Raw genomic sequence first — 22,192 nt, 5'->3', positions numbered from 1 at the left:
TTTATTGTGTTGGTTGAGTTTGGTTTTTCGCTTGTAAAACTTCTTCAGCATTAATTCCCTCACCCTGATAGCCAAAATACCACAATGCTGAGGCTGCTTCTGCACGAGTTACCACTTTTTTTGGTTGAAAAAGGGTAGTATAACCAAAGACACGACGGATAACCGCTTGATCTCCATTCTGATAATCAGCATACAGCGATCGTAATACTTTTGGATCAACTTTAGCCACATCTTGAAAACCCCAAGTGTCTCTGACATTATCTATTGTCGCGGTTGGTAAACCTTTGCGAAGATCAAAAGGAACTTTCCAACTCACTAAAATTTCTCTCGTTAAATTAGCCGTAGGTCGAAATAATGTAGCTGTCGTATCACCTGTTAGACTAGATGGAATAATCCCTGCTTCTGCTAATCCTTGAATATAAGGAAAATCGGGATCAGAAACATTAACATCTTGAAATGCAGGTTGTGAAGTTGTTGCACCTAGACGAATTTGTTTTCCTGGGTCATTTTGATAGAATATATTATTTGCTCTCACTAACCAACGCGCAAACTCTCCTCGAGTAATGGTTGTATTTGGACTAAATGAATCACTATTTTGTGAGTTTACAATACCTAAAGTACCTAAGTTTTGGATATGAGTTCGTAAAGGTTCAGCAACTTGAGTTAAATCAGAAAAATTGGTACTTGCTTGTTCTGGTAATTGATTAGGTGATACGGTGGGTGATGGAGTTGGTGACGATGTAACTGTATTTCCTTGTCTAATATAATCAATCGTGAATTGAGTTTCAGAAGAATTTCCAGTTAATGTAATTGTTGTTTGTAATCCATCTTTAGTTGCTACTAATGTATTATTTCCATCAATTGAAGAAAAAGGTGTAAGAATTTGCCAGTTATTGTTTTGAAATTGTTGTTGATAAAAGTCACCAATTTGATTAATTGGATCTGAGGATGACCATTGAGTTTTACCTTGATTTACGGTATTATTTGGGTCAGATGAAATAAGATTAGCAGATGGATATTGTGGAATTTCAGAAGGTAGTGAATTATTAGTTGGTGTACTTCCTACTTCGGGTGTAAGCGTCGGTGTCGGATTATTTTTTAAGTTTGAATCAGGCGCAAATCGACCCTCTAAAAAACTATTGCCACTACAAGCACTCAGTAGACTCAAAAGTGTTGCTAGGAGCATAAAATAAGTAGTACTTATAATCTTTGACATAATATAAAATAACTTAAGCTAGATGAACTTTTTTTAGAAAAGTGTTAATTTTACGAAGAATCAAGGCTTTTAATCCTTTGGTATATTTTTCAAATTGATAATAAAAGAGTATATCGATAATATCTTCTAGAGAAAGATATTTTAAAAAAGAGACTCCTTGATCTATTCTAGCATCGCTATATTCTAAATATACTTTTCGGCTGATTTGCTCTGACCAATTCCAGCGCTTAGAAAAATGTTGTTTCAGTTCCGCTTCATATTTTTGAAAATTTTGTTGATTATGTTCTAGATATTCTTTAATATATTGCTCTGCAACTTCAGCACTTTTCATCGCATATCGTATCCCCTCACCCCCTAAGAAATTAACGGTAGATACCGTATCTCCAATGGCAATGACTTGATCTTTATAATAAATATCATTGAGTCCAGGTGAATAATCTAAAATAGAGCCATGAATATTAATAATATTGTAGTTTTCTATTTGGATATAATCTTGAAGAATTTGATGGATATATTCTTTGATTGGCTTAGTTTTTTGAATAAATTTATGCTGACCTTCTAAAATTGCTGTACCGACTTTAAGCTGATAATTAGACATAGGAAAAATCCAAGAATAACCTTGAGGACTCCATTTATATCCTAAAAAAAATACGAGAGAATCACTATATTTCTGATACGTTTTTTCATCAACTTTAATTAAATATTCTATGCCAATTCCTTTGAAAAACTTAGGCTTATCTTTTTTATTGGGATACATAACGGCTCTAGAATATCCTGTTGCATCGACTAATAATTTAGTTTGTATACTAAATATTTCGCTTCCTTTTTTTTGTAGAAAAACTGTTGTTTTGCCATCTTCAATCAAATACTTTATATAACGACATCCTAACCAAACAACACCGCCATTTTTTGTTACATCTTCTGCTAAAAATTCTCTCAGTTTAGCAAAATCAAAAACTACCCCTAACGGTTGTTTTGCTTGCCAACTTCGATGTATATTAGTCGAACAAATCTCGATATTTTTCCAGTAACGCGAGACAACAGATTCAGGTAAATCATATTGTTGTAGAGTTTCTAGAGGACTTGCAGCACTCGAAAAATTATTCTTATAGAAATCGTCATGCTGTTCAACTAATAAAACCTGATAACCCGCTTTTGCTAATAATCTAGCACAGTGACCACCTGCTGGCCCTGCGCCTACTACTATCACATCAAAAAACTGCATTGATTTAATATTTTAATCCTAACAAATCACTTGGTTTAACGGCTCCTCGTTCCGTAATAATAGCAGTAATTAAGTTTGCTGGAGTAACATCAAAAGCAGGGTTATAATATTCAGTACCTTGGGGACAAATTAACGTTTTTCCAACTTGATAAATTTCCGAAGGATCTCGTTCTTCGATGGGTATTTCTTCCCCAGTTGCTAACTCAAAATCAACCGTTGATAAGGGTGCCGCAACATAAAAAGGGACATTGTGCATCTTTGAAACAACCGCTAAACTGTAAGTACCGATTTTATTGGCAGTATCACCATTTGCCGTAATACGATCGGCCCCAACAATTACCGCATCAATCATACCCTGTTTCATACAATGGGCTGCCATACTATCCGTAATTACAGTAACAGGAATGCCTTCTTGTACACACTCCCACGCCGTTAATTTTGCCCCTTGCAGACGTGGGCGAGTTTCATCCGCAAAAACCCTTAAAAGTCGATTCGCCTCCCAGCAAGCGCGAATAACCCCTAGTGCAGTGCCATATCCAGCAGTAGCTAAAGCCCCTGTATTGCAGTGGGTTAAAATTCTCAGTTGTTTTGGTTCAGTCGGTAAAGCAGCAAGACCATTTTTTCCTATTTCTGCGCAGGTTTGGAGATCTTCGGTTTGGATATCTTGGGCGGTTTTTAGTAAACTATCTCTAATTTCGTCAACTGTGCCTAGTGTTTCATAGGCTGTTCTCATCATACGGGAAATTGCCCAGAATAAGTTTACTGCTGTTGGTCGTGTTTCTCGCAATAATTGGGCTACTTTTTCGAGTTCTTTTAAAAATACGTCAGTTTGCGTTGTTTCAATTTCTTTCGCACCTAAATACATTCCATATGCAGCAGCAACCCCAATAGCTGGCGCACCTCTGACTATCATTGATTTTATAGCATCCGCCATATCCTGACAACGACTGATCTCCACAACCGTGTATTCTTGAGGTAGGCGAGTTTGATCAATGAGAGACACTTTATTATCGTGCCATCGAACGGGATAGATACGGCTAGAAACGAGGGTCATTTATTTATCAAGCGAAAATAGAGTCCGATTTCTATTCTAGACTTTCAAAAGTTGACTTTTACAAAATTCATTTTTCAATTTTGGCTAGTTCTTCTCTTAAAACTCTACGCAAAGTATCCTCTAAAGGTTTATGACTTTGGTTTTGGATGTGTTGACGTAATGCTTCATTAATTAAAGTTTGGTAATTACCACCACCTGCTAGATGTACTTGTTCACGAAACCATTCTAAAATATCGTCATCTATTTGAAGCGTAATACGAGTTTTTCCTAATAATACAGGATTGATCGCTCCTCTCTTACCATGACTAAAATCGTACTCAGTTTTCATATTTAGCCTTCCTCATCTGAGTTTAGTATATACAATTGTACGCTCATGATAAACACAAATATTTCTGCTCGATGTATGGCAATAATATTCAGATTACAGCCGTTTTCCCTGAAAAGTGAGTTTTAATGCTTATTATTGTCCTGAAAATTGATTATTCCCACCAGAAAAAACGATCACTTGATTTTATGTTTACTGTGTACCTAATGACTAAAATAATGATTAAGGATAATGCGATCGGATTTTATGGAACACATTAAAAATTATTACCTGATTACGGATCAGATTGCGACATCAGGACAACCCACATTAGAACAGTTTAGCGAAATTGCTCACGCGGGATATCAAATTGTTATTAATTTAGCACTACCATCATCGGATAATGCTTTAGCTGATGAGGGTGCAATTGTCACTAGATTAGGTATGATCTATATTCATATTCCCGTGATTTGGGATGATCCTAAAATAGAAGATTTGCAATTTTTTTGTGAAGTCATGGGATCTTTGAAAAAACGCAAGGTTTGGATACACTGTGCTTTAAATATGCGAGTTTCCTGTTTTATGTATCTTTATCGCAAGCTCATACTCAAGATTCCCGAAACACAAGCAAAATATCCAATGACAGAACTTTGGCAACCTAACCCAGTTTGGCAAAAATTTATTCACGATGCTGAGATGAGTTTAGTCTAAAAGGGTTTGAAGACCAAACCCCTACAGATGATTATGCAACGACTAAAATATCAGCATTGGTCATCGCTAAACCTGTATTTAAAGTCGCTATTTGTGTTGCTGCGATCGCACCATTACCATCAGGATCGAATAACAATTGACCATTATTGTTATTGTAGATGAAACGATGATTGGAGGTTGTTGCTGCTGCACCTCTGATAAATTGTGTAGATAGAAGTGTTCCCACTGTTAAACTATTACTAAAACCAGCACGAGAGACAACGATCGTATCATCAGTTACATTAAAGTCAGTGATAGTATCCGTTCTTTCGTTGACAGAGTTAAAGACATATCGATCTTGTCCTATTCCTCCCGTAACTGTATCATTCCCTAAACCACCCACTAGAGTATCATTTCCTGCTAGTCCGTTGAGGGTATCATTACCATTACCACCTGTTAGACTATCGTTTCCTGAACTTGCATCATCATTTGCTATAGTTCCTGTAATTGCACTGGCTGTACCTATGTTATAACCTGTACCTGATCTTAGAGTTAGAGATACTGTTTCATTCGATTCTACCGTAGTATCAGGACGAGGATTGATCGCGACAAGAGCTTTATTTTGTCCAGCAGTAAAGGTAACTGTACCTGTTGTCGTATAGCTAGTGGCACCAATTTGATCGTAGTCTGTATTCAGTGTAGCTGTACCCCCTACCGTAAAATTAGTGGTTAGAGCATTGCTTAAACTACCAGTACGGACAAAGGTATATAACAAAAATGATGTACCATCTTCACTGACAACAGTGGGACTAAGAGAAAGAGTAACGGTAGTTGGTGCAGTTTGAGTATCATCATTGGTAATGGTACCTGTTGCACTCGCAGGTGTACCGATACTGTATCCTGTACTACCAGCAAGGGAAAGGATCACAGTTTCACTCGGTTCAACGGTAGTATCTGCTTTAGGATCAACAGTAATGGTTTTGGTACTTGCACCCGCAGCAAAGGTTACACTACCTGTAGATCCATTAAAGCTTGCTGCACCTGTTTGAGTGTAATCTGTAGTTAGAGTAGCTGTACCCCCGACTCCAAAATTGACGGTTAAAGCGTTGGTTAAATTACCAGTACGAGTAAAAGTATAAATTAAATTACCAGTACCATCTTCAGTAACACTTGCAGGGTTGACGGATAGGTTAACGGTAGTTGGTGTTGTTTGTGTATCATCATTTTGAATAGTACCTGTTGCACTATTCTGAGTACCGACGCTATAACCTGTACCTGTAGCAAGGGAAAAGATAACCGTTTCATTCGGTTCAAAGGTTGTATCAGCAGTCGGGTTAACGGTAACAACAGCAGTACTCGCACCCGCAGCAAAATTAATTGTACCTGTTGTACCTGAAAAAGTTGCCCCCGTTTGGGTATAGTCATCGGATGCAGCACTACCCGCAAGGTTAAAATTAACGGTTAAAGCATCCGTTAGACTACCAGTACGGGTAAAGGTATAAATTAAATTATCAATACCATCCTCAATGACAGTAGACGGAGAAACAGTAAGATTGACTGTATTAGCTACGGCAGTTTGTACCTCAAATGCACCAATATCGACAGTAGAGCCAGAAATCCGATTATAACCGATGCCACGCTGATCAACAGGAGTTAATTCTATTGTATTACCATCCCCGTCTAGATCAAATTGATCTTCTGCTACTTCGTTGTTATTTCCTGCATTAATCGCAGGACTATTCGATAATAAAGCATGGGTTAAGGTTGCACCGCCATTATTTTGTAATGGGCCAAGTAAAGGATTAACATTAAGTAAGTCTGAACCACCAAAACTTGTACTACCTGTAGTATTACCTATTAAGTTATTGCCATTGGAGACAAAAGAACCTGATACATCAGGATTTTTATTAGAAGTACCGCTATTATTAGGTGTATCGAAGTTCCCCGCGATAATATTATTACTTAAGATAATGGTTCCTGAATATCGATAAATACCACCACCATCACCACTACTATTATTATCTGCATCAGCCGTATTATTAGTAACCGTGACATTTGTTAAATTAGTAACGCCAGATTCAAAGTATATTCCACCACCCTCGCGATTGGCTTTGTTACTACTAATGGTACTATTAATAAATGTAGCAGTGCCACGATTCAAATAGATCCCGCCACCACGATAATAACTTAAGTTATTAGCAACAGTACTATTAACTACATTTATTGTTCCGTCATTATTAAAAATACCACCGCCACCATGATAATCAGTCGAGTTATTAGCAACAGTACTATAGAATAGAGTAATGGTACCCTCATTGTAGATCCCACCGCCATGACTACTACTGTTCTCTACGACACTGCTATTAACTAAAGTCAGTTGACCAGTATTATAAATACCTCCACCATAATTTATTTTTCCTTTTGTAACAACTACATTTTCTAGTTGTAGCTTTCCACCATTCAAAACATTAAAAATACGATCGCGCTGTGCTAAACCGACTGCATCAATAATAGCGGGTTGACTTCCCTGTGTTTTAATAGTGACATTACTACCATTAATTAGATCTAAATCTCCTAATAGACCTGTATTGTCATTACCACTTAGTGTAAGTCTGTACCGTAAGCTACTTGTGAGAACAATCTCATAGTCATTGTTAATATTTTGATTCGCAATGAGGATCGCATCTCTGAGGGATAAACCATTAGTTGCGTTACCATCATTTTGATCGGATGTTGTATTTACTGTGAGAGTAATAACAGCTAATGGTGTGATAGCTTGGGGTGTTAAAACAAGCTCAAGTCTGGTAGAAAAATCACTTTTTAGGGAAGAAGGTGAAGGGGTATTAGAGAGAGCATTTATACTAAAAAGGTCTTCAATGCCGAGATTTTCGGTGTACCGAAAATCTCGAATCGCGCTATTTTTCGAGACTGAAAGGGGTTGCTCTGCCGTTAAATCAAAGTTTTCTTCATAATTTAGAAAATCAGACAGATTGAGATTATTATTAGACATATATGTTACTCAAATTTTGTAACGAGGTTGCATTATTTCTCATAGTATATAGGCGATCAAACATTTCTGAATATACTTTGATTATTAAGAATTATATTTATTGTTGTAATGCCTATTTAGAGGAGGCTTCATCTCAATAAAAAATTTTTTTGTCGCCCAAAAGAGCTAAATATAAATTTTTAATAAAAATTGTATTAATTTATGTAACTTTAATGTTGCCTTATTAAATTAGTTATGCTGAAAGTTGTTGCAAATGATTAAGAATATCTCATCAAGACAGAAAAAAATTGCCCACAAGCCGAAGCTTAAGGCTATGATATTGTGTTTTCAGTAAAATTACGGTTGTAAGTGTTGTCTAACTAGATTAATATCTAGTTTTAAGCGATCGGCAATTTGTTCAGCGTTTAACCCCAATTCATGTAACAAGGGAATCATTTCCAATTTTTGTTCTAGCTTGCCTTCTTCAAAAGTTTCCTGATAAAAGCGAGTTTGTTTAAGATCATCTAATTTCAACATTGCTGCTACCTCTTGACGACTCAATTGGGGAAATTTGTAAACGATGATGGTTTCGATAACATCGATAATCTGTCTAGAAAGCGGAAGATCGGTTATCTCTGTATTAACACGCTCTAAGAGGTTTGGCGCGGTTTGACTTGCCACAATCGGTGATTGTACAATTAACTTGACAATGGCTAATCCTAATGATATCTCTTCAATCGCTCCCACTTGGTCAAGATATATGATTTGTAGATGACGAGATACTAAAGCTTGATAGCGGGATGGTATTTCGACATCATTACTGGTTAAGTCAAAAATTACAATTGCTAACCATTCGGGGTTAGTCGGGCGATATTGACCAAAATAAAGAAAAATACTAGAAAATAGGCGATCATAAAAATCTTCTTCTCGATAAAACTGAACTTCGACAAAATAAAGCGGATATTGACTGGCATCTTCAGGGGGTGAGAAAATCCCATCAAGTCGAAAAGAACGTTGTTTAATTTCTGGGGCAATAAATTGATAAATCTCAGATGGTATATTCGGTTGATTGATAATTTCAAAAAATATCTGGGGAAATTCTTGAAAAAGTTGATAAAAAATTGCGTCTGTTTTCACGCGGATTTGTTTTACTAAATTAATATCTAATTTTAAGCGATCGGCAATTTGTTCAGCACTTAAACCCAATTCATGTAATAAGGGAATCATTTCTATCTTGTGTTCTAGACGACCTTCTTCTCGACCCTCTTCTCGACCCTCTTCAAAAGTTTCCTGATAAAAGCGAGTTTGTTTGAGTCCTTCTAATCTCAACATATAGCTATAATATTAAAATTACTTTTGAATTAAATTACGGTTGTAAGTGTTGTCTAACTAGATTTAGGTCTAATTTTAAGCGCTCGGCAATTTGTTCAGCGTTTAACCCCAATTCATGTAACAAAGGAATCATTTCGATCTGCTTTTCCAAGCGACCTTCTTCTCGACCCTCTTCTTTACCCTCTTCAAAAGTTTCTTGATAAAAGCGAGTTTGTTTTATCCCTTCTAAATTCAACATTTCTGCTATCTCCTGACTACTCAATTGAGGAAATTTGTAAACGATAATGGTTTCGATAACATCGATAATCTGTCTAGAAAGCGGAAGATCGGTTATCTCTGTATTAACACGCTCTAAGAGGTTTGGCGCGGTTTGACTTGCCACAATCGGTGATTGTACAATTAACTTGACAATGGCTAATCCTAATGATATCTCTTCAATCGCTCCCACTTGGTCAAGATATATGATTTGTAGATGACGAGATACTAAAGCTTGATAGCGGGATGGTATTTCGACATCATTACTGGTTAAGTCAAAAATTACAATTGCTAACCATTCGGGGTTAGTCGGGCGATATTGACCAAAATAAAGAAAAATACTAGAAAATAGGCGATCATAAAAATCTTCTTCTCGATAAAACTGAACTTCGACAAAATAAAGCGGATATTGACTTGCATCTTCAGGGGGTGAGAAAATCCCATCAAGTCGAAAAGAACGTTGTTTGACTTCGGGTGCAATAAACTGATAGATGTGGGATGGAATGTTTGGTTGATTGATAATTTCAAAAAATATCTGGGGAAATTCTTGAAAAAGTTGATAAAAAATTGCGTCTGTTTTCACGCGAATTTGAGATTAGGTGTAATCGATTATTATAGGAGGAAAGGGCTTTTTTTAATCAGCCGTAGGGATTTATCATAAAAGTATCCACCACAGAGTAAGCGCATGACAGCCACACGAATTATCGAAATCTTACGCAACAGTCAACCCGATGAAACGGTGACGATACAAGGATGGGTGAGAACGAAACGAGAACTTAAAGAATTTACTTTTATGGAAGTTAATGACGGTTCTTCCCTTGCTAACCTTCAAGTTATCCTAGAACCGAACATCCCCAATTATGATATTCTCCTGAAACAACTCGGTACAGGTGCATCGGTGCAAGTTTCGGGGGTATTGGTTCCTTCTCTGGGAAAAGAACAACGTATCGAACTCAAAGCAACAGAAGTCATCCTATACGGTACAGCAGACGCAGAAACATACCCACTACAAAAAAAACGTCATTCTTTTGAATTTTTGCGGGATATTGGACATTTGCGCTGTCGAACCAATACACTTGGTGCAGTGATGCGGGTTCGGAATGCTTGCGCTACGGCAATACACCAGTTTTACCAAGAACGGGGTTTTATGTGGGTGCATACTCCTATTATTACCGCCAATGACTGTGAGGGAGCAGGAGAGTTATTCACAGTGACTAACTTTAATTTGGACAAAATCCCCCGCAAGAAAGAAGACCAAAATATCGATTTTTCCCAAGATTTCTTTGCAAAACGCGCTTATTTAACCGTTAGTGGGCAATTAGAAGCGGAAGTAATGGCGATGGCGTTTCAAAATGTATATACGTTTGGCCCAACGTTTCGCGCCGAAAACTCCAACACTTCTCGCCATTTGGCAGAGTTTTGGATGGTTGAGCCAGAAATGGCATTTTGTGATTTGGAAGGGGATCAGAACCTCGCAGAAGCCTTCCTGAAACACATTTTTAAAGCGGTTCTAGTGAGTTGTCCCGAAGATATGAAATTTTTTAATGATCGCATTGATAACACTGTTTTAGTAACTGCCGAAAATATCATTAATAATGAGTTCGGACGTATTACTTATACCGAAGCGATCGCCCTCCTCGAAAAATGCAGTAAGAAATTTGAATACCCTGTAGAATGGGGCGTTGATCTACAATCAGAACACGAACGCTATTTAGCGGAAGAACATTTCAAAAAACCCGTTATCGTCACTAACTATCCAAAAACCATTAAAGCGTTTTATATGCGTCTCAATGATGATGATAAAACAGTAGCAGCAATGGATGTTCTAGCCCCTAAAATTGGCGAAATTATTGGGGGTTCACAAAGAGAAGAAAGATTAAATGTTCTAGAACGTCGTATCCGTGAACAAGGAATGCAACCCGAAGATTTATGGTGGTATTTAGATTTACGGCGTTTTGGTACGGTTCCTCATGCGGGTTTCGGTTTAGGGTTTGAACGAGTTGTCCAATTTATGACAGGAATGGGGAATATTCGAGATGTAATTCCTTTTCCACGAACTCCCCAAAGTGCCGAATTTTAGTTAGGTCGGTTTTAAATCAATAAGAGTACGCTAGTATTAGTTTAATCCTTTTTTCTGTGATGCCGATGTCTTTGACTCAAGATCTAGAACCGAAAAGCATCCTAGAAGATGTAATTTTTCCACCTGGCGACTTATTGAGCGATGAACCGCCCTTGGAAACCGAACTACATCTACGGCAAATTATGTTAGTGCTGCAATGCTTAGAAAGAATTTGGAAGATCGCCAAGATTTCTATGCTTGCGGTAATCTGACTATTTACTATAGCCCTCCTCAACGCAAATCTGAGCAGTTTCGCGGGCCAGATTTTTTCGTTGTTTTGGGGACTGAACGCAAACCTCGTAAAAGTTGGGTGATTTGGGAAGAAGATGGAAAATATCCTAATGTTATTGTGGAAATTCTGTCATCTAAAACCGCTAAAACCGATAGAGGATTAAAAAAACAAATCTATCAAGATACCTTTCGCACTCCTGATTATTTTTGGTTTGATCCTGAAAATCTTGAATTTCAGGGATTTCATCTACTAGATGGTCAATATCAGCCCCTACAACCTAATCCTAATGGCTGGTTATGGAGTCAGCAATTAGAATTATATTTAGGCATTCAAGAGCGAAAACTGCGCTTATTTACAGCACAAGGACAGTTAATTCCTACACCAGAAGAAGCTGCTCAGAAAGCCGAATCTGAGTTAGCATCAGAAAAAGCACGATCGCAAAAACTCGCTCAAAAGCTACAAGACATGGGAATTGATTTATCAGAATTATAGAGTAATAAATTTAATAGTGATGGCTCTTTCTCTGGGGAGAGTCGCTTTTATCACATCTGACAGAGGACAAAACATAAGGCTTTTAATTTAGATGGTAAGAAGCAAAAAGAAATTATAAAAGCCAAAATTGGAGATTTTTAAGATGAATAAATTCTTATTAGCAACTCTAGCTCTATCTGTTTTTCCCGTGTTAGGTGGCGTACCGAATAGGGCAGTAGCCAACCCATCTTACACCATTGCACAGACTACATCTGCTCCACAAATTTCTAGTTTTAGCGTCGAATCTGTCGATGATTTATCTCCTGGGCGTGAATTGGTGTTTAGCTTAGAAGGCACCCCTAAATCTAAAGTAACCATGAGTATTGGCACAGTTGCTAGTAATATTCCCATGCGTGAGGTACGATCGGGATATTATGAGGCACGCTACACCATTCGTAGTCAAGACCGTATCACTGATCAAACAGCAATTCAAGCTAATCTACAACAAGGAAATCGCGGGGCAACTGCAAGACTACAAGAACCTTTAATCGCTAGGGAAAATACTCAAGACTCGACCAATAGAGCTTTATCAATTGAGCAATTTACTGCAAAAACCGTAGATAATTTTGAGCCTGGGACTGAGTTAGTTTTTATGCTCGATGGTACTCCTAAAGCAAACGCTACCTATTCAATTGATGGTGTCACCTACGACCAACCCATGCGCGAGGTATCCGAAGGACGCTATGAGGGACGTTATGTAATTCGTCGTCAAGATGCTTTCCCTAGTTCGGGTGTGCAAGTGACAGCTAGTTTAGAAAAGGGTGAACGTACAGTACGGGCCCGTTTGGATCGCGATTTAGTCGCCAGCAATAGTTCTAGTTCTAGTAGTACAGAATTACCATTAGAGATCGTCAGCCCGAACAATAATAGTGAAATTAATGGCACAGTAGAAGTTGTCGGAAAAAGTGCGCCAAATTCAACAGTTACAATTAACGTCACTGCACAAAATAACTTAGTAGGTGTAGTGGGTGTCAATCGCAATGTCTTTTCTAAAACTGTTCAAGCAGATGGTCAAGGGAATTTTAGCTTTAGCTTTAAACCATCAAATATCCTACCTGGTACGCGCTATGAGATTAGTCTAAATGCGACTAAAGGGACTCAAACTAACGAGGAAACTTTAGTTTTAGTACAACGTTAATTTATAACAAGAGTTATTAGGTCAATGTGAATCATTTCATAATGATTTAATGTACATTGATCTAATAGCTAATTTGCAACGTTACCGATGCTTGTACAGTCTGTTCTCCACCAACAACAGGAGTACTAACATCAGCCGATGCTCTAGACAGTTGCTCGCTATAAAATTTAGGTTGGGGAGGATTTGCGCCATTAATTTGTATGCTGACTACATCTTTAGCTGTTAAATTCAAGGCTCTTAAAACTGCGTCTGATTGTTGTTGTGCGTCTTGGGTTGCTCTTTTGAGGGCTTCTTTTTGAGCTACTGCGATCGCATCATCCGTTGCTGTAAAACTGACCCCATCAATACGAGTCGCTCCCTTTTGCACTGCTTCATCTAATAAAGTTCCTATTTGTTCCGTTTTGAGACGAAAACTAACTGTATTTGTGCCAATATAACCGATTAATCGTCTTTGATTATTGCTAAAATCATAATTTGGTTGTAACCCGATACCTGTCGTTTGTAACCGTTCGACATTTCGAGAACGCAAAAAATCCACAACGGCTGATGTTTGCTTTGCGACTTGCTGCTGTACTTCTGTTGCTGTTTTTCCTTGAACTTCTACACCGAGTTGTACTTGAGTTAGGGACGTTGGAATTCTTTCGACTCCTTGCCCTGTAACCGTCAGAGTTTGTAATACTTTTTCTTGAGCGAGTACGGGATTCATCATCGTTAGATTCAGAAAAAGACCAATTGTTGGGACGAGTGCTAAGGATTGACGAATTAGATTTTTTTTCACACTTTATTCGGGAAAAAACTGGATATTCTAGATCTACAGTAGCAGGAATCGGTACCTAAGTTCCTGCTACAAAAATCTTATCGGGTTGGGGAAATCGGTTGAGGTTGTGTAACGGGTTTAAGTTGGTTAGTACCTCTTTCCATAGGGTTTTTCATCTCGGTTGAATTCATTAAGTTAGTCGGATTAGAAGCACCAGGCTGTCCGATTGAAGGGGTTTTCCCTTGACAATTGGTAGTAGTGTTACTGTTTGGTGAAGGCTGAGTTTCTGTAGTAGAAGGAGTAACTTCTGTTTCCATTGGAGGTTTATCCGTAGTTTGGGACATCTCTGTGTCTTGAGATGTTGGTTTAATATTGGTTAAATCTTGCGCCTTGAGTGAAGGAATAAAACTAGCAGCACTCAAAATTACTAAAAGGCTCGGAACGAATAAAGGCTGAAAGCGAACGTTCATAATAGTCTCCTGATGACAAAACAAATTCATTAATCTGAATTTATTTTTTATAGTAACAGCAAAAAGTTAAGAAAACGAGCATATAAAAGTTTAATTTAATATCTATTTATTTCTACTTATTTCTCTTTTATTCTATTTAGAAAAGCTCAATTTAAATAATGTTTTTCACGAAATATCATTCTGATGGGCTTGACATAGAAAAACTAAAATTTTTTAACTGAATTGCTTTGACTGAACTCAAAAAAAATGCGATTTGTTATTCAGAAGTACAATAAATAGCAATGTTATACTTGATTTTCGACGTATAAGCTCAAAAAAGAAAGATTAAAAAACAGTCACAATGCACAGAAGGAATTTTCTTAATAAGACTGGAACGTTAGGAATAGGACTGATGACTACTCGTTTTTTACAGTCGAGTCATCACTGTTTCATCACACCACCCCAAACAGAAGGCCCTTTTTATCCGCTAGAATTTCCTATTGACCAAGATACAGATCTAACATATGTTACAGGACACCAAGGAGACGCATTGGGTGAAAAAATCCGCTCGTTTTTTACAGTCGAGTCATCACTGTTTCATCACACCACCCCAAACAGAAGGCCCTTTTTATCCGCTAGAATTTCCTATTGACCAAGATACAGATCTAACATATGTTACAGGACACCAAGGAGACGCATTGGGTGAAAAAATCCGCATTATTGGCCGTATATTGACACCCGATTGTCAGCCGATTACAAATGCTAGAGTTGAAATATGGCAAGCGTGTGCATCAGGAAGATATCGACACGAGTATGACGGCAACTCTGCACCAGTCGATCCAAATTTTCAGTACTGGGGTTATGCGATGACTCAGCAAAATGGTCAATATGCGTTCACAACCGTTAAACCAGGGGGCTATCCTGTAACTCGTGACTGGCAAAGACCCCCGCATATTCACTTTAAAGTCATTGCACCAAGTCTTCCTCCCCTAATCACACAACTCTATTTTGAGGAAGAACAAGAACTTAATCAAGGCGATCGCATTCTACAACGTATTCCGATTGAGCAACGGTCTTTAGTAACCACTAAACTAAAAACAGACCCGAAAGATAGCAGACGGGTCGGTCAGTTTGATATTATACTGGGACAATCTGAGGTTAAAAAAGTTACGCCACATTTAGACTCACATCAAAGCTGATTTAGCCTAAGTTGGAGCATTAGCCACTAATTTCCACTGGTGATCTTGTGATAGGGTGTCTTGCAACCGCTCAAAAAGCTGACGGCAATGATTATTACTTTGTAAGGGAAGTTCATCATTTTTAACAACTAAGTTAACTTGAATTCCTTGATTTGTAGCGGTTGTACTATCGATTAAAACTTCTACCGTTACTAATTTGGAAAATAAAATCCTACCTGGAGTTTCTCGCGCCATTATATAATCAATTGTATGATAGATAATATCAAAATTACAAAATTTTAAGACTTCACTCAAGGCGGGTTTTAGTTCTTCTAGAGGAGCTTTTGCTAGGTAAGAGCAGAGATATCGAGCCATAATTTTAAAAGTTTGTTGATGATTTCAAACTATACTTTGATGATAACGAATGTTCAGATGAATTGCTCAGAACTAATCGGACAACCACAAGCAATAGAATTACTAAAGCAAGCGATTCAACGCGATCGTCTTGCTCCTGCATATCTATTTGTGGGTGCTAATGGTATAGGACGTTCTTTAGCCGCAAAATGTTTCTGTGAGTCTTTACTAAGTTTTGGACTCACTTTAGAAAAATCTTCTCTAGCACAAAAACGTTTATTAGCAAATAATCATCCCGACTTACTCTGGGTACAACCGACTTATCAACATCAAGGACAACTTTTAACAGCAAAAGAAGCCGAAAATGCAGGATTAAAACGCAAAGCCCCCCCACAAATTCGGATTGAACAAGTTAGAGAAATTATTTATTTCTTAAGTCGTCCTCCTTTAGAATCATTTCGCTCAGTTATTGTTATTGAAGATGCTCACACGATGACAGAAGCGGCAGCTAATGCTTTACTAAAAACATTGGAAGAACCGGGCAAAGCAACACTTATTTTAATTGCTCCAAGTACAGATTCACTTTTACCGACTTTAGTTTCTCGTTGTCAGCGTATTCCGTTTTATCGTCTTTCATCTGAGCAGATGGCACACGTTTTAAAAGTAAATCAATATGAAGAAATATTAAACTATCCTGAACTTTTAGTCATGGCTGCGGGTAGCCCTGGAGAAGCGATCACATCTTACAGTTATTTACAATCAATTCCTGTTGAATTACAACAGCAATTAACTCATTTACCCAAATCACCGATTAAAATTTTAGAACTAGCCAAAAAACTCGCCCAAGACTTAGAAAATGATGTCCAATTATGGTTAGTAGACTATTTGCAGCAATATTACTGGAAACAAAGCCAAAATCCCCAAAAACTAGAAACACTTGAAAAAGCTCGGCAATGCTTATTAAATTATGTACAGCCCCGTTTAGTTTGGGAATGCACATTATTAGATTTATGTTAAGGCTGATAGATCGAGCATGGACGATGATCCTGAGCAATTTCTACTACTAAATCAACATATCGAGGATCTCGTATCAAAGGTTTAATATAAAGTACTGGGTGAAGCGATCGCCAAAAATAGTAAACAAAGTTTTGAACTTCTGCATTACTCATTCCCGTGTGTTGTGATGCAATCATTTGATGTTCGGCTTCAATACGCCAAGCCATACTCCAGCGATAATCTTGAGGATATAATACGATTAAACTATCCAATTTTTCCCAAAGTGGTAAATATTCTTTTAAACGACGGCGATTATCTCTGGCAAATTGCAAATATTTTAGCGTAATAACTTCGGCCACTTCGCGGGGCAGTGACTGATTAAAAAATGTTTTTTCAACAGGACGAACTCCAACAAACCAACCTTCAAATAAAACTAGATCAACATCATGGACAAATTCAGGCGATGAAAGACGATCCCCCTCACCGTGATGTAAAGCTTTATTAAAACGTGGAATAGAGATTAATTCTTTGGGTTTGGCTTGCAGTAGGTGATTAAAGGTTTTAAGAGCTAAATTGAGATCATGGGTTCCAGGGGGGCCACGTCGCACCAAACGCGGATCTTTAACTTTTAATTGTTGACGTTCTGCATAGGTTTTATAAAAATCATCAATTGAAATACCGATCGCTTTGTATCCCAAATACTGTAACAAAAGACAAACAATTTGAGTTAAAGTGGTTTTTCCCGTTCCTTGTCCCCCTAAAATTCCTTGGATCAAAGGTCTTGATAAATTTTTTTTCTTTTGGGCTAATTGAAGCGTTAAAGGAAGCCACAAAACCCATAATGTTTCGATAATCGTTTCTTCTGATAGAAAACCTAGGGTTTGACAGATCTTAATCATACGATCGCAAGAATAGCTAAAAAGTTTAGCCCTATGTCTCATCTCACGTTCACCGTTCAACAGAGTTAGATTAAAAGCTGTAGCGCGTCCAGACTCAAATTCTAGTTTAAGCAGATGATGGATGTCTGCTGAATTAAAACGCTGTTCGCTACGCCAACGTTGCAGAATCTCATAAGATTGTTGCTCTAACATCCTAAAACTTAATTTTACGAGCCAAGTTTGAAGGCTTCAAGAAATAAACTATACATTAATCCAATTTTAAAAATATTGAGTTGAGCGAGCCATAACGGGCGTTGATTGACTCTCAAGAGAAGACTACGACTATAAAACAAACGGCTAACCACTTCGATAAATAAAACAAGCAAAGCCGACGCAACAACATCCAAAGCCCCTCTTTGTCCTGCGATTGTCGAAACAGCCGAGCCAACAAAAAAGCCCAACAATAACATCATAATCCCTAACAAAATTCGTCGCCAAGGATTATCAGTTAGTTGAGTTAGACGATTTCCAGCCGTATCAAACAGGGTACTAAGGCGAGTGCGCTGCATAAGTCATTCATAAACTGCTTTTTTAAGCTGGTAGTATTTTACTTGGTCAGACGGTTAAGAAGCCATAAAGAAATAGAAAGACCAATAAAATGAACCGTAAAAATTGCTGTATTTGCTTGAATATCAAAAATATTAGCAGAATTCAGAATACAACCGCCCTGCACCACATTTGAGCCAGTTTGAGAAAATGACTTAATCAAAGCATCACCGACAGAAGACTGAGTGCCGATGAGAGAGAAAAACATCCCAACTAGATTAATGATCAAACCTTGTTTAATCAATTGCTGTGTTTCGACTCGTTTCGGACGTTCACTTGCTTCTGTGACTCTTAATGTTCTCCCTAAACTAAAATAACGCCACGCAAAATAGATACTAAGGAGTAGGGCAAATAATCCACCGACTGCCCAGAAACTACCTACCCCACCTGTTCTGTTACGGCTAGTTAGTACACTTGCACCGACGGGAACACAAGAAATAATTCCCAAAATAAACTCAGCCCAAAATTTCCCCAGTCCCCAACGTCTGAGCAGACTTGATGCAGCTTGAACTGAAGCGGGTATTGACGCAGAAAGATCAGAATCTCTAGACATATATTATTGATCGATTAGAAGTTAAAAGATTTATGCGCTGGTCAATCTGTCTTAAGACTCATGACTAACATATTCTCTCTTTTACCATTTTGATCTTTTTTCGATCACTTGACTACATTAAGTGGGGGTTGTATGGGGAGTGCCTAAAATTCACTTGCCAAATGACCTAAAAAACGATTATGATTAGCTTATTGATCTGTTTTTAATCAATGCTTAAAGATCAAAGTAGTCAGAAACGCTGAAAAGCTAATCTGATGAAGGATGTGGTAGTACATCCCGTAAGAGGAAAAGCTTACAAAGTAGCGATCGGTTATATCTAACCATTAAGTTACATACTATTAAGGAGCAATGAAGTTAATCAAAAAATCGTAAATCAAAAGCTCACAACTAACCCGTAAGCGTGCATTGTATGTTATCGAGGCAATCTATCGGAGTCGCCATAGATTCGGTTAAAAGAACCGATGCTCAAGATTTTGCGAACTTAATGCCTAGACCTGGTTGGCAAAGTGGTTTAGGTAGATTAAAAGGTGATCATTTGTAGCGATCGCCAAGGTACACAAGATTGGGACAGTAATCTAAATGATCTGTTACGGAAGACAGTTATAGAGTGTAGAACCTGTGCTTGTTGAGTGAGAGCTTATCAGTGTAGGTAAAGACTCCATTCTTCTAACCTTAGTTTCGCTTAGTCAAAATAAAACACTTTAAATCAGTTTAAGTACTGGTAGACCCGTCCCATTTATTTTATTGCCAAAAAAGCAAAACTTAAAAACTGGAATTAAATTTCCAGAACAATCATAATTTTTATGAGTACCAATGCTCTTTTAAGTCCAAATTATCTTTTACAGTCATATCAACAAGGACACCGTAACTTTCGTGAAGCCAAATTGTATCGAGCCAACTTCAAGAAAGCTACGCTTAACCGAATTAATCTTAGTCGTGCCGAGTTACAACAAAGTGACTTGAGTAAAGGAACTTTCATCAGTGCAAATTTAAGTGATGCAAATTTAAAACGAGCGAACTTAAATCAAGCGATTTTGATTGAAGCGACCTTAACTCATACTAATTTAACTGAAGCAACATTAGTTAAAGCCAATTTAAGCGGTGCAATTCTAAGTAATATTATTCTCAAAAAAGCCGACTTGAGTCAAGCGTGTTTAGTGGGTGCAAGTCTAGTATTTGCTCATTTGTCAAAAGCTAACCTTGAAAAAGCAGATTTAACAGGTGTTAGCTTAACTAATGCCATCCTTGAGCAAACCAACTTACAACAAGCGATTTTAAATCGTGCGATTCTTTCAAACGCCAATTTGACTCAAGCTAATCTTAAAAAAGCGAGTCTGATCAAAGCTTATCTTTATCGAGCTAATTTACAAGAAATTAACCTACAAGGTGCAGATCTCAGATACGCAGATTTACGTCAGGTTAATCTCAAAGGTGCAAATCTTAAAGATGCCAACCTAGAAGGAGCTAACTTGAGTAGTGCTGACCTAACCAGCGCAAATCTTAAAGGTGCGAATTTAGAAGGCGCGGAATTGAGCAAAGCTAACCTGCAACGAGCCAATTTAACCAGTGCTAATTTATCAGGCTGTAATTTAGTTAATGCTAACTTATGCGATGCCGACTTATCCAAAGCGAATTTGAGTCAAGCTGGCTTATTATTAACTCATTTGGTGGGAGCTAATTTAAAAAAGGCAAATCTTAATCAAGCTAATTTAATTGGAGCTATCTTAGCGGAAACTAACTTACTAGCCGCTTCATTAGAAGAAACCATTATGCCCAATGGTAGTAGAGGATAGGGTTTCAGTCATTTGTCTTGCTTAAGACAGATGATACTTAAACAAAAGTTAATAAATTCTTTACCTTAGCTATTGAGTAGCTAGGGAATTTGTGTTATGCTTAGAAGTCTTGGAATAAAATATCTGTGGAGTAAAGAATAAAAAATGACCAAACTGGGTACCCATTTGATTGTCGATGCTTGGAACGCCCCCGCAGACCTTCTTAATGATGCAGACCGAATTCGTCAAGCTCTTCTTGAAGGAATTACGGCAGGTGAAGCAACGTTAATCGATTTGTGCGTCCACCAGTTCAGTCCTCACGGAGTGACCGCGACCGCAACATTATCGGAATCACATATTGCTATTCACACTTGGCCAGAACTGGGCTACTTTGCTGCGGACATCTTTTTCTGTGGTCGAGGAAAACCAGAAGAAGCGATGAAAATTGTCATTAAAGCCCTAAAAGCAGGAGACTACAGTATCACCGATCTAACAAGAGGTTATCCTTCGGGTGCTGATGCAAATGGACATTTAGAGACTTTTTCGGCTAAATCTCTTAAAGAAATTGCAGGAGTAGCGTAAGCATTCTTGACAAAAGCGACTAGAATAAAAGAAAAGTCGCTTATTATTGCTCTTAAACAGTGTGATTAGGATAATTATCATCTTGATCCTAGCTTTAATACCTTCTGTATTCGGTCTGGAAATTGTTCGGCGATCGCAACGAAGATTCCAAGCCAGAATGAGACGGATTCGTTCTGAGCCTGTTTATCCAGTAGCAATAGTAAGCGACTTTTTAGACGTTTGTGAAGACCAAACATTTTTGATCGGCGAGATCAGTTGTTTTTACAATGCGCGATCGCCTCATTTGCGCTGTGCTATTAATCCGAGTGGCCCTTGTGAAGGATGTTTGCATTACAAAGCCAGATGATTATAGCAAATCAGATTAATTAACATAATTTTTTTTAACTTTTTCCCCATAGTTCCCTCTCCATATATAGACAGATTCCTCTAACCTTGCCCCACCTCACAGAAGGGGGCTAGGGAGCGGTGGAGGGGGGTTAGGAGAAGTCAGTAATCTAAAGATTATATTTTCCTTTGCTATCGGGACTATCAATGCGAGGTAGACCCATACTATAGTTTTTCACTCTTGCATCAAGGTTATAACTAATTTCTCCTTTTTGAAGCAAAGAACGGATAAAATGCTCTAACTCAGACCCAATTCGACGCAAATTATATTCGGTTAAATCTTGTCCGCTATAAGATTCGACTAATTCATCAAATTTACGATAAACTTTTTGCAAATCGACTTCATCCCAGATAAATTCATTATCTGGATCAATATCGAGCGTCAAAACCTTATCACTCTCTACTAATTCATTGCCTTCTACTTCGGCTGTATAAATACGAATATGACGGGTCGTAGACTTCAACAGCATAAATAATTTGGGTTTATGTTAAAAATTGCTCTACTCGATTTTGACACGCTTTGGTCAGAAAAAGAAATCAAGAATGTGACCAATAATTATCATAGATAAAAATAGTTACCTGTTACATTTCTTAAGAT

The 22,192-nt window shown here is 37.8% G+C and carries 23 protein-coding genes and 1 pseudogene; 10 read left to right on the top strand and 14 right to left on the bottom strand.

What is annotated here, in order from left to right; translation table 11 throughout:
• Position 1: 1 nt before the first annotated feature.
• The 4 genes from CFPU101_RS12845 to CFPU101_RS12830 form a co-directional block, all read right to left on the bottom strand.
• A complete protein-coding gene (locus CFPU101_RS12845) occupies positions 2-1,216 on the bottom strand; it encodes an S-layer homology domain-containing protein (protein ID WP_206815735.1) in 1,215 nt (404 codons plus the stop codon).
• Positions 1,217-1,229: 13 nt separating this feature from the next.
• Positions 1,230-2,441 (bottom strand): NAD(P)/FAD-dependent oxidoreductase, encoded by a 1,212-nt coding sequence (locus tag CFPU101_RS12840; protein WP_206815734.1) that lies wholly within the window; start codon positions 2,439-2,441, stop codon positions 1,230-1,232.
• Between the two features lie 4 nt (positions 2,442-2,445).
• Positions 2,446-3,495, bottom strand: a complete 1,050-nt coding sequence (gene mtnA / locus CFPU101_RS12835; protein ID WP_206815733.1) for an S-methyl-5-thioribose-1-phosphate isomerase — start codon at positions 3,493-3,495, stop codon at positions 2,446-2,448.
• A gap of 67 nt (positions 3,496-3,562) precedes the next feature.
• Positions 3,563-3,823, bottom strand: a complete 261-nt coding sequence (locus CFPU101_RS12830) for a BrnA antitoxin family protein (RefSeq protein ID WP_206815732.1) — start codon at positions 3,821-3,823, stop codon at positions 3,563-3,565.
• Positions 3,824-4,066: 243 nt separating this feature from the next.
• On the opposite strand from CFPU101_RS12830, the gene CFPU101_RS12825 reads away from it, so the two are divergent.
• The gene (locus CFPU101_RS12825; protein WP_206815731.1) at positions 4,067-4,510 is read left to right on the top strand and encodes a protein tyrosine phosphatase family protein; all 444 of its coding nucleotides are present in this window, start codon (positions 4,067-4,069) and stop codon (positions 4,508-4,510) included.
• A gap of 31 nt (positions 4,511-4,541) precedes the next feature.
• Here the strand turns inward: CFPU101_RS12825 and CFPU101_RS12820 are convergent, their stop codons facing one another.
• From CFPU101_RS12820 to CFPU101_RS12810, 3 genes are all read right to left on the bottom strand, one after another.
• Positions 4,542-7,499 carry a choice-of-anchor Q domain-containing protein gene (locus CFPU101_RS12820; protein WP_206815730.1) on the bottom strand — a complete coding sequence of 986 codons (2,958 nt, stop codon included), beginning with the start codon at positions 7,497-7,499 and terminating at the stop codon, positions 4,542-4,544.
• Between the two features lie 336 nt (positions 7,500-7,835).
• A complete protein-coding gene (locus CFPU101_RS12815; RefSeq protein ID WP_206815729.1) occupies positions 7,836-8,810 on the bottom strand; it encodes an Rpn family recombination-promoting nuclease/putative transposase in 975 nt (324 codons plus the stop codon).
• A 34-nt stretch (positions 8,811-8,844) separates the two neighbouring features.
• A complete protein-coding gene (locus tag CFPU101_RS12810; RefSeq protein ID WP_206815728.1) occupies positions 8,845-9,648 on the bottom strand; it encodes an Rpn family recombination-promoting nuclease/putative transposase in 804 nt (267 codons plus the stop codon).
• Positions 9,649-9,750: 102 nt separating this feature from the next.
• Between CFPU101_RS12810 and asnS the strand changes: the two genes are divergently transcribed.
• The 3 genes and pseudogenes from asnS (at position 9,751) to CFPU101_RS12795 (ending at position 13,085) form a co-directional block, all read left to right on the top strand.
• Complete coding sequence (gene asnS / locus CFPU101_RS12805; protein ID WP_206815727.1) at positions 9,751-11,145, top strand: asparagine--tRNA ligase; 1,395 nt, start codon at positions 9,751-9,753, stop codon at positions 11,143-11,145.
• Positions 11,146-11,204: 59 nt separating this feature from the next.
• Positions 11,205-11,908 (top strand): annotated as a pseudogene (locus tag CFPU101_RS12800) (Uma2 family endonuclease).
• 142 nt (positions 11,909-12,050) lie between these two features.
• On the top strand, positions 12,051-13,085 hold the full coding sequence (locus CFPU101_RS12795) for a hypothetical protein (protein ID WP_206815726.1): 1,035 nt from the start codon (positions 12,051-12,053) through the stop codon (positions 13,083-13,085).
• Between the two features lie 61 nt (positions 13,086-13,146).
• Here CFPU101_RS12795 and CFPU101_RS12790 read toward each other — a convergent pair whose 3' ends face one another.
• The gene (locus CFPU101_RS12790; protein ID WP_206815776.1) at positions 13,147-13,794 is read right to left on the bottom strand and encodes an SIMPL domain-containing protein; all 648 of its coding nucleotides are present in this window, start codon (positions 13,792-13,794) and stop codon (positions 13,147-13,149) included.
• Positions 13,795-13,940: 146 nt separating this feature from the next.
• Positions 13,941-14,312 carry a hypothetical protein gene (locus CFPU101_RS12785; RefSeq protein ID WP_206815725.1) on the bottom strand — a complete coding sequence of 124 codons (372 nt, stop codon included), beginning with the start codon at positions 14,310-14,312 and terminating at the stop codon, positions 13,941-13,943.
• A 533-nt stretch (positions 14,313-14,845) separates the two neighbouring features.
• Between CFPU101_RS12785 and CFPU101_RS12780 the strand changes: the two genes are divergently transcribed.
• Positions 14,846-15,490: a protocatechuate 3,4-dioxygenase gene (locus CFPU101_RS12780; RefSeq protein ID WP_242577947.1), complete on the top strand. Its 645-nt coding sequence runs from the start codon at positions 14,846-14,848 to the stop codon at positions 15,488-15,490.
• Between the two features lie 6 nt (positions 15,491-15,496).
• Here CFPU101_RS12780 and CFPU101_RS12775 read toward each other — a convergent pair whose 3' ends face one another.
• Positions 15,497-15,844, bottom strand: a complete 348-nt coding sequence (locus CFPU101_RS12775; protein ID WP_206815723.1) for a hypothetical protein — start codon at positions 15,842-15,844, stop codon at positions 15,497-15,499.
• A 57-nt stretch (positions 15,845-15,901) separates the two neighbouring features.
• Between CFPU101_RS12775 and holB the strand changes: the two genes are divergently transcribed.
• On the top strand, positions 15,902-16,840 hold the full coding sequence (gene holB, locus CFPU101_RS12770) for a DNA polymerase III subunit delta' (RefSeq protein ID WP_206815722.1): 939 nt from the start codon (positions 15,902-15,904) through the stop codon (positions 16,838-16,840).
• Here the strand turns inward: holB and CFPU101_RS12765 are convergent.
• The 3 genes from CFPU101_RS12765 to CFPU101_RS12755 are packed head-to-tail and all read right to left on the bottom strand — an operon-like array spanning position 16,837 to position 18,856.
• Positions 16,837-17,910: a glycerate kinase gene (locus CFPU101_RS12765; RefSeq protein ID WP_206815721.1), complete on the bottom strand. Its 1,074-nt coding sequence runs from the start codon at positions 17,908-17,910 to the stop codon at positions 16,837-16,839. The two genes, holB and CFPU101_RS12765, sit on opposite strands and share 4 nt — an antisense overlap.
• A gap of 14 nt (positions 17,911-17,924) precedes the next feature.
• On the bottom strand, positions 17,925-18,266 hold the full coding sequence (locus tag CFPU101_RS12760; protein WP_206815720.1) for a DUF565 domain-containing protein: 342 nt from the start codon (positions 18,264-18,266) through the stop codon (positions 17,925-17,927).
• Positions 18,267-18,304: 38 nt separating this feature from the next.
• Positions 18,305-18,856 (bottom strand): DUF3611 family protein, encoded by a 552-nt coding sequence (locus CFPU101_RS12755; protein ID WP_206815719.1) that lies wholly within the window; start codon positions 18,854-18,856, stop codon positions 18,305-18,307.
• Between the two features lie 409 nt (positions 18,857-19,265).
• Between CFPU101_RS12755 and CFPU101_RS25995 the strand changes: the two genes are divergently transcribed.
• The 4 genes from CFPU101_RS25995 to CFPU101_RS12740 all read left to right on the top strand — a co-directional run bounded on the left by CFPU101_RS25995 (position 19,266) and on the right by CFPU101_RS12740 (position 21,556).
• Positions 19,266-19,397, top strand: coding sequence for a hypothetical protein (locus CFPU101_RS25995; RefSeq protein ID WP_277988750.1), 132 nt, complete (start codon positions 19,266-19,268; stop codon positions 19,395-19,397).
• Between the two features lie 262 nt (positions 19,398-19,659).
• On the top strand, positions 19,660-20,649 hold the full coding sequence (locus CFPU101_RS12750) for a pentapeptide repeat-containing protein (RefSeq protein WP_206815718.1): 990 nt from the start codon (positions 19,660-19,662) through the stop codon (positions 20,647-20,649).
• A gap of 144 nt (positions 20,650-20,793) precedes the next feature.
• Positions 20,794-21,210 carry an adenosylmethionine decarboxylase gene (speD, locus tag CFPU101_RS12745; RefSeq protein WP_206815717.1) on the top strand — a complete coding sequence of 139 codons (417 nt, stop codon included), beginning with the start codon at positions 20,794-20,796 and terminating at the stop codon, positions 21,208-21,210.
• A 61-nt stretch (positions 21,211-21,271) separates the two neighbouring features.
• A complete protein-coding gene (locus CFPU101_RS12740) occupies positions 21,272-21,556 on the top strand; it encodes a DUF6464 family protein (RefSeq protein WP_206815716.1) in 285 nt (94 codons plus the stop codon).
• A 148-nt stretch (positions 21,557-21,704) separates the two neighbouring features.
• Here the strand turns inward: CFPU101_RS12740 and CFPU101_RS12735 are convergent, their stop codons facing one another.
• Positions 21,705-22,064, bottom strand: a complete 360-nt coding sequence (locus CFPU101_RS12735; RefSeq protein WP_206815715.1) for an NAD(P)H-quinone oxidoreductase subunit M — start codon at positions 22,062-22,064, stop codon at positions 21,705-21,707.
• Positions 22,065-22,192: the final 128 nt, after the last annotated feature.

Source organism: Chroococcus sp. FPU101 (assembly GCF_017312365.1).
Lineage (GTDB): Bacteria > Cyanobacteriota > Cyanobacteriia > Cyanobacteriales > Microcystaceae > Chroococcus.
This window is presented reverse-complemented; position numbering and strand designations above follow the sequence as displayed.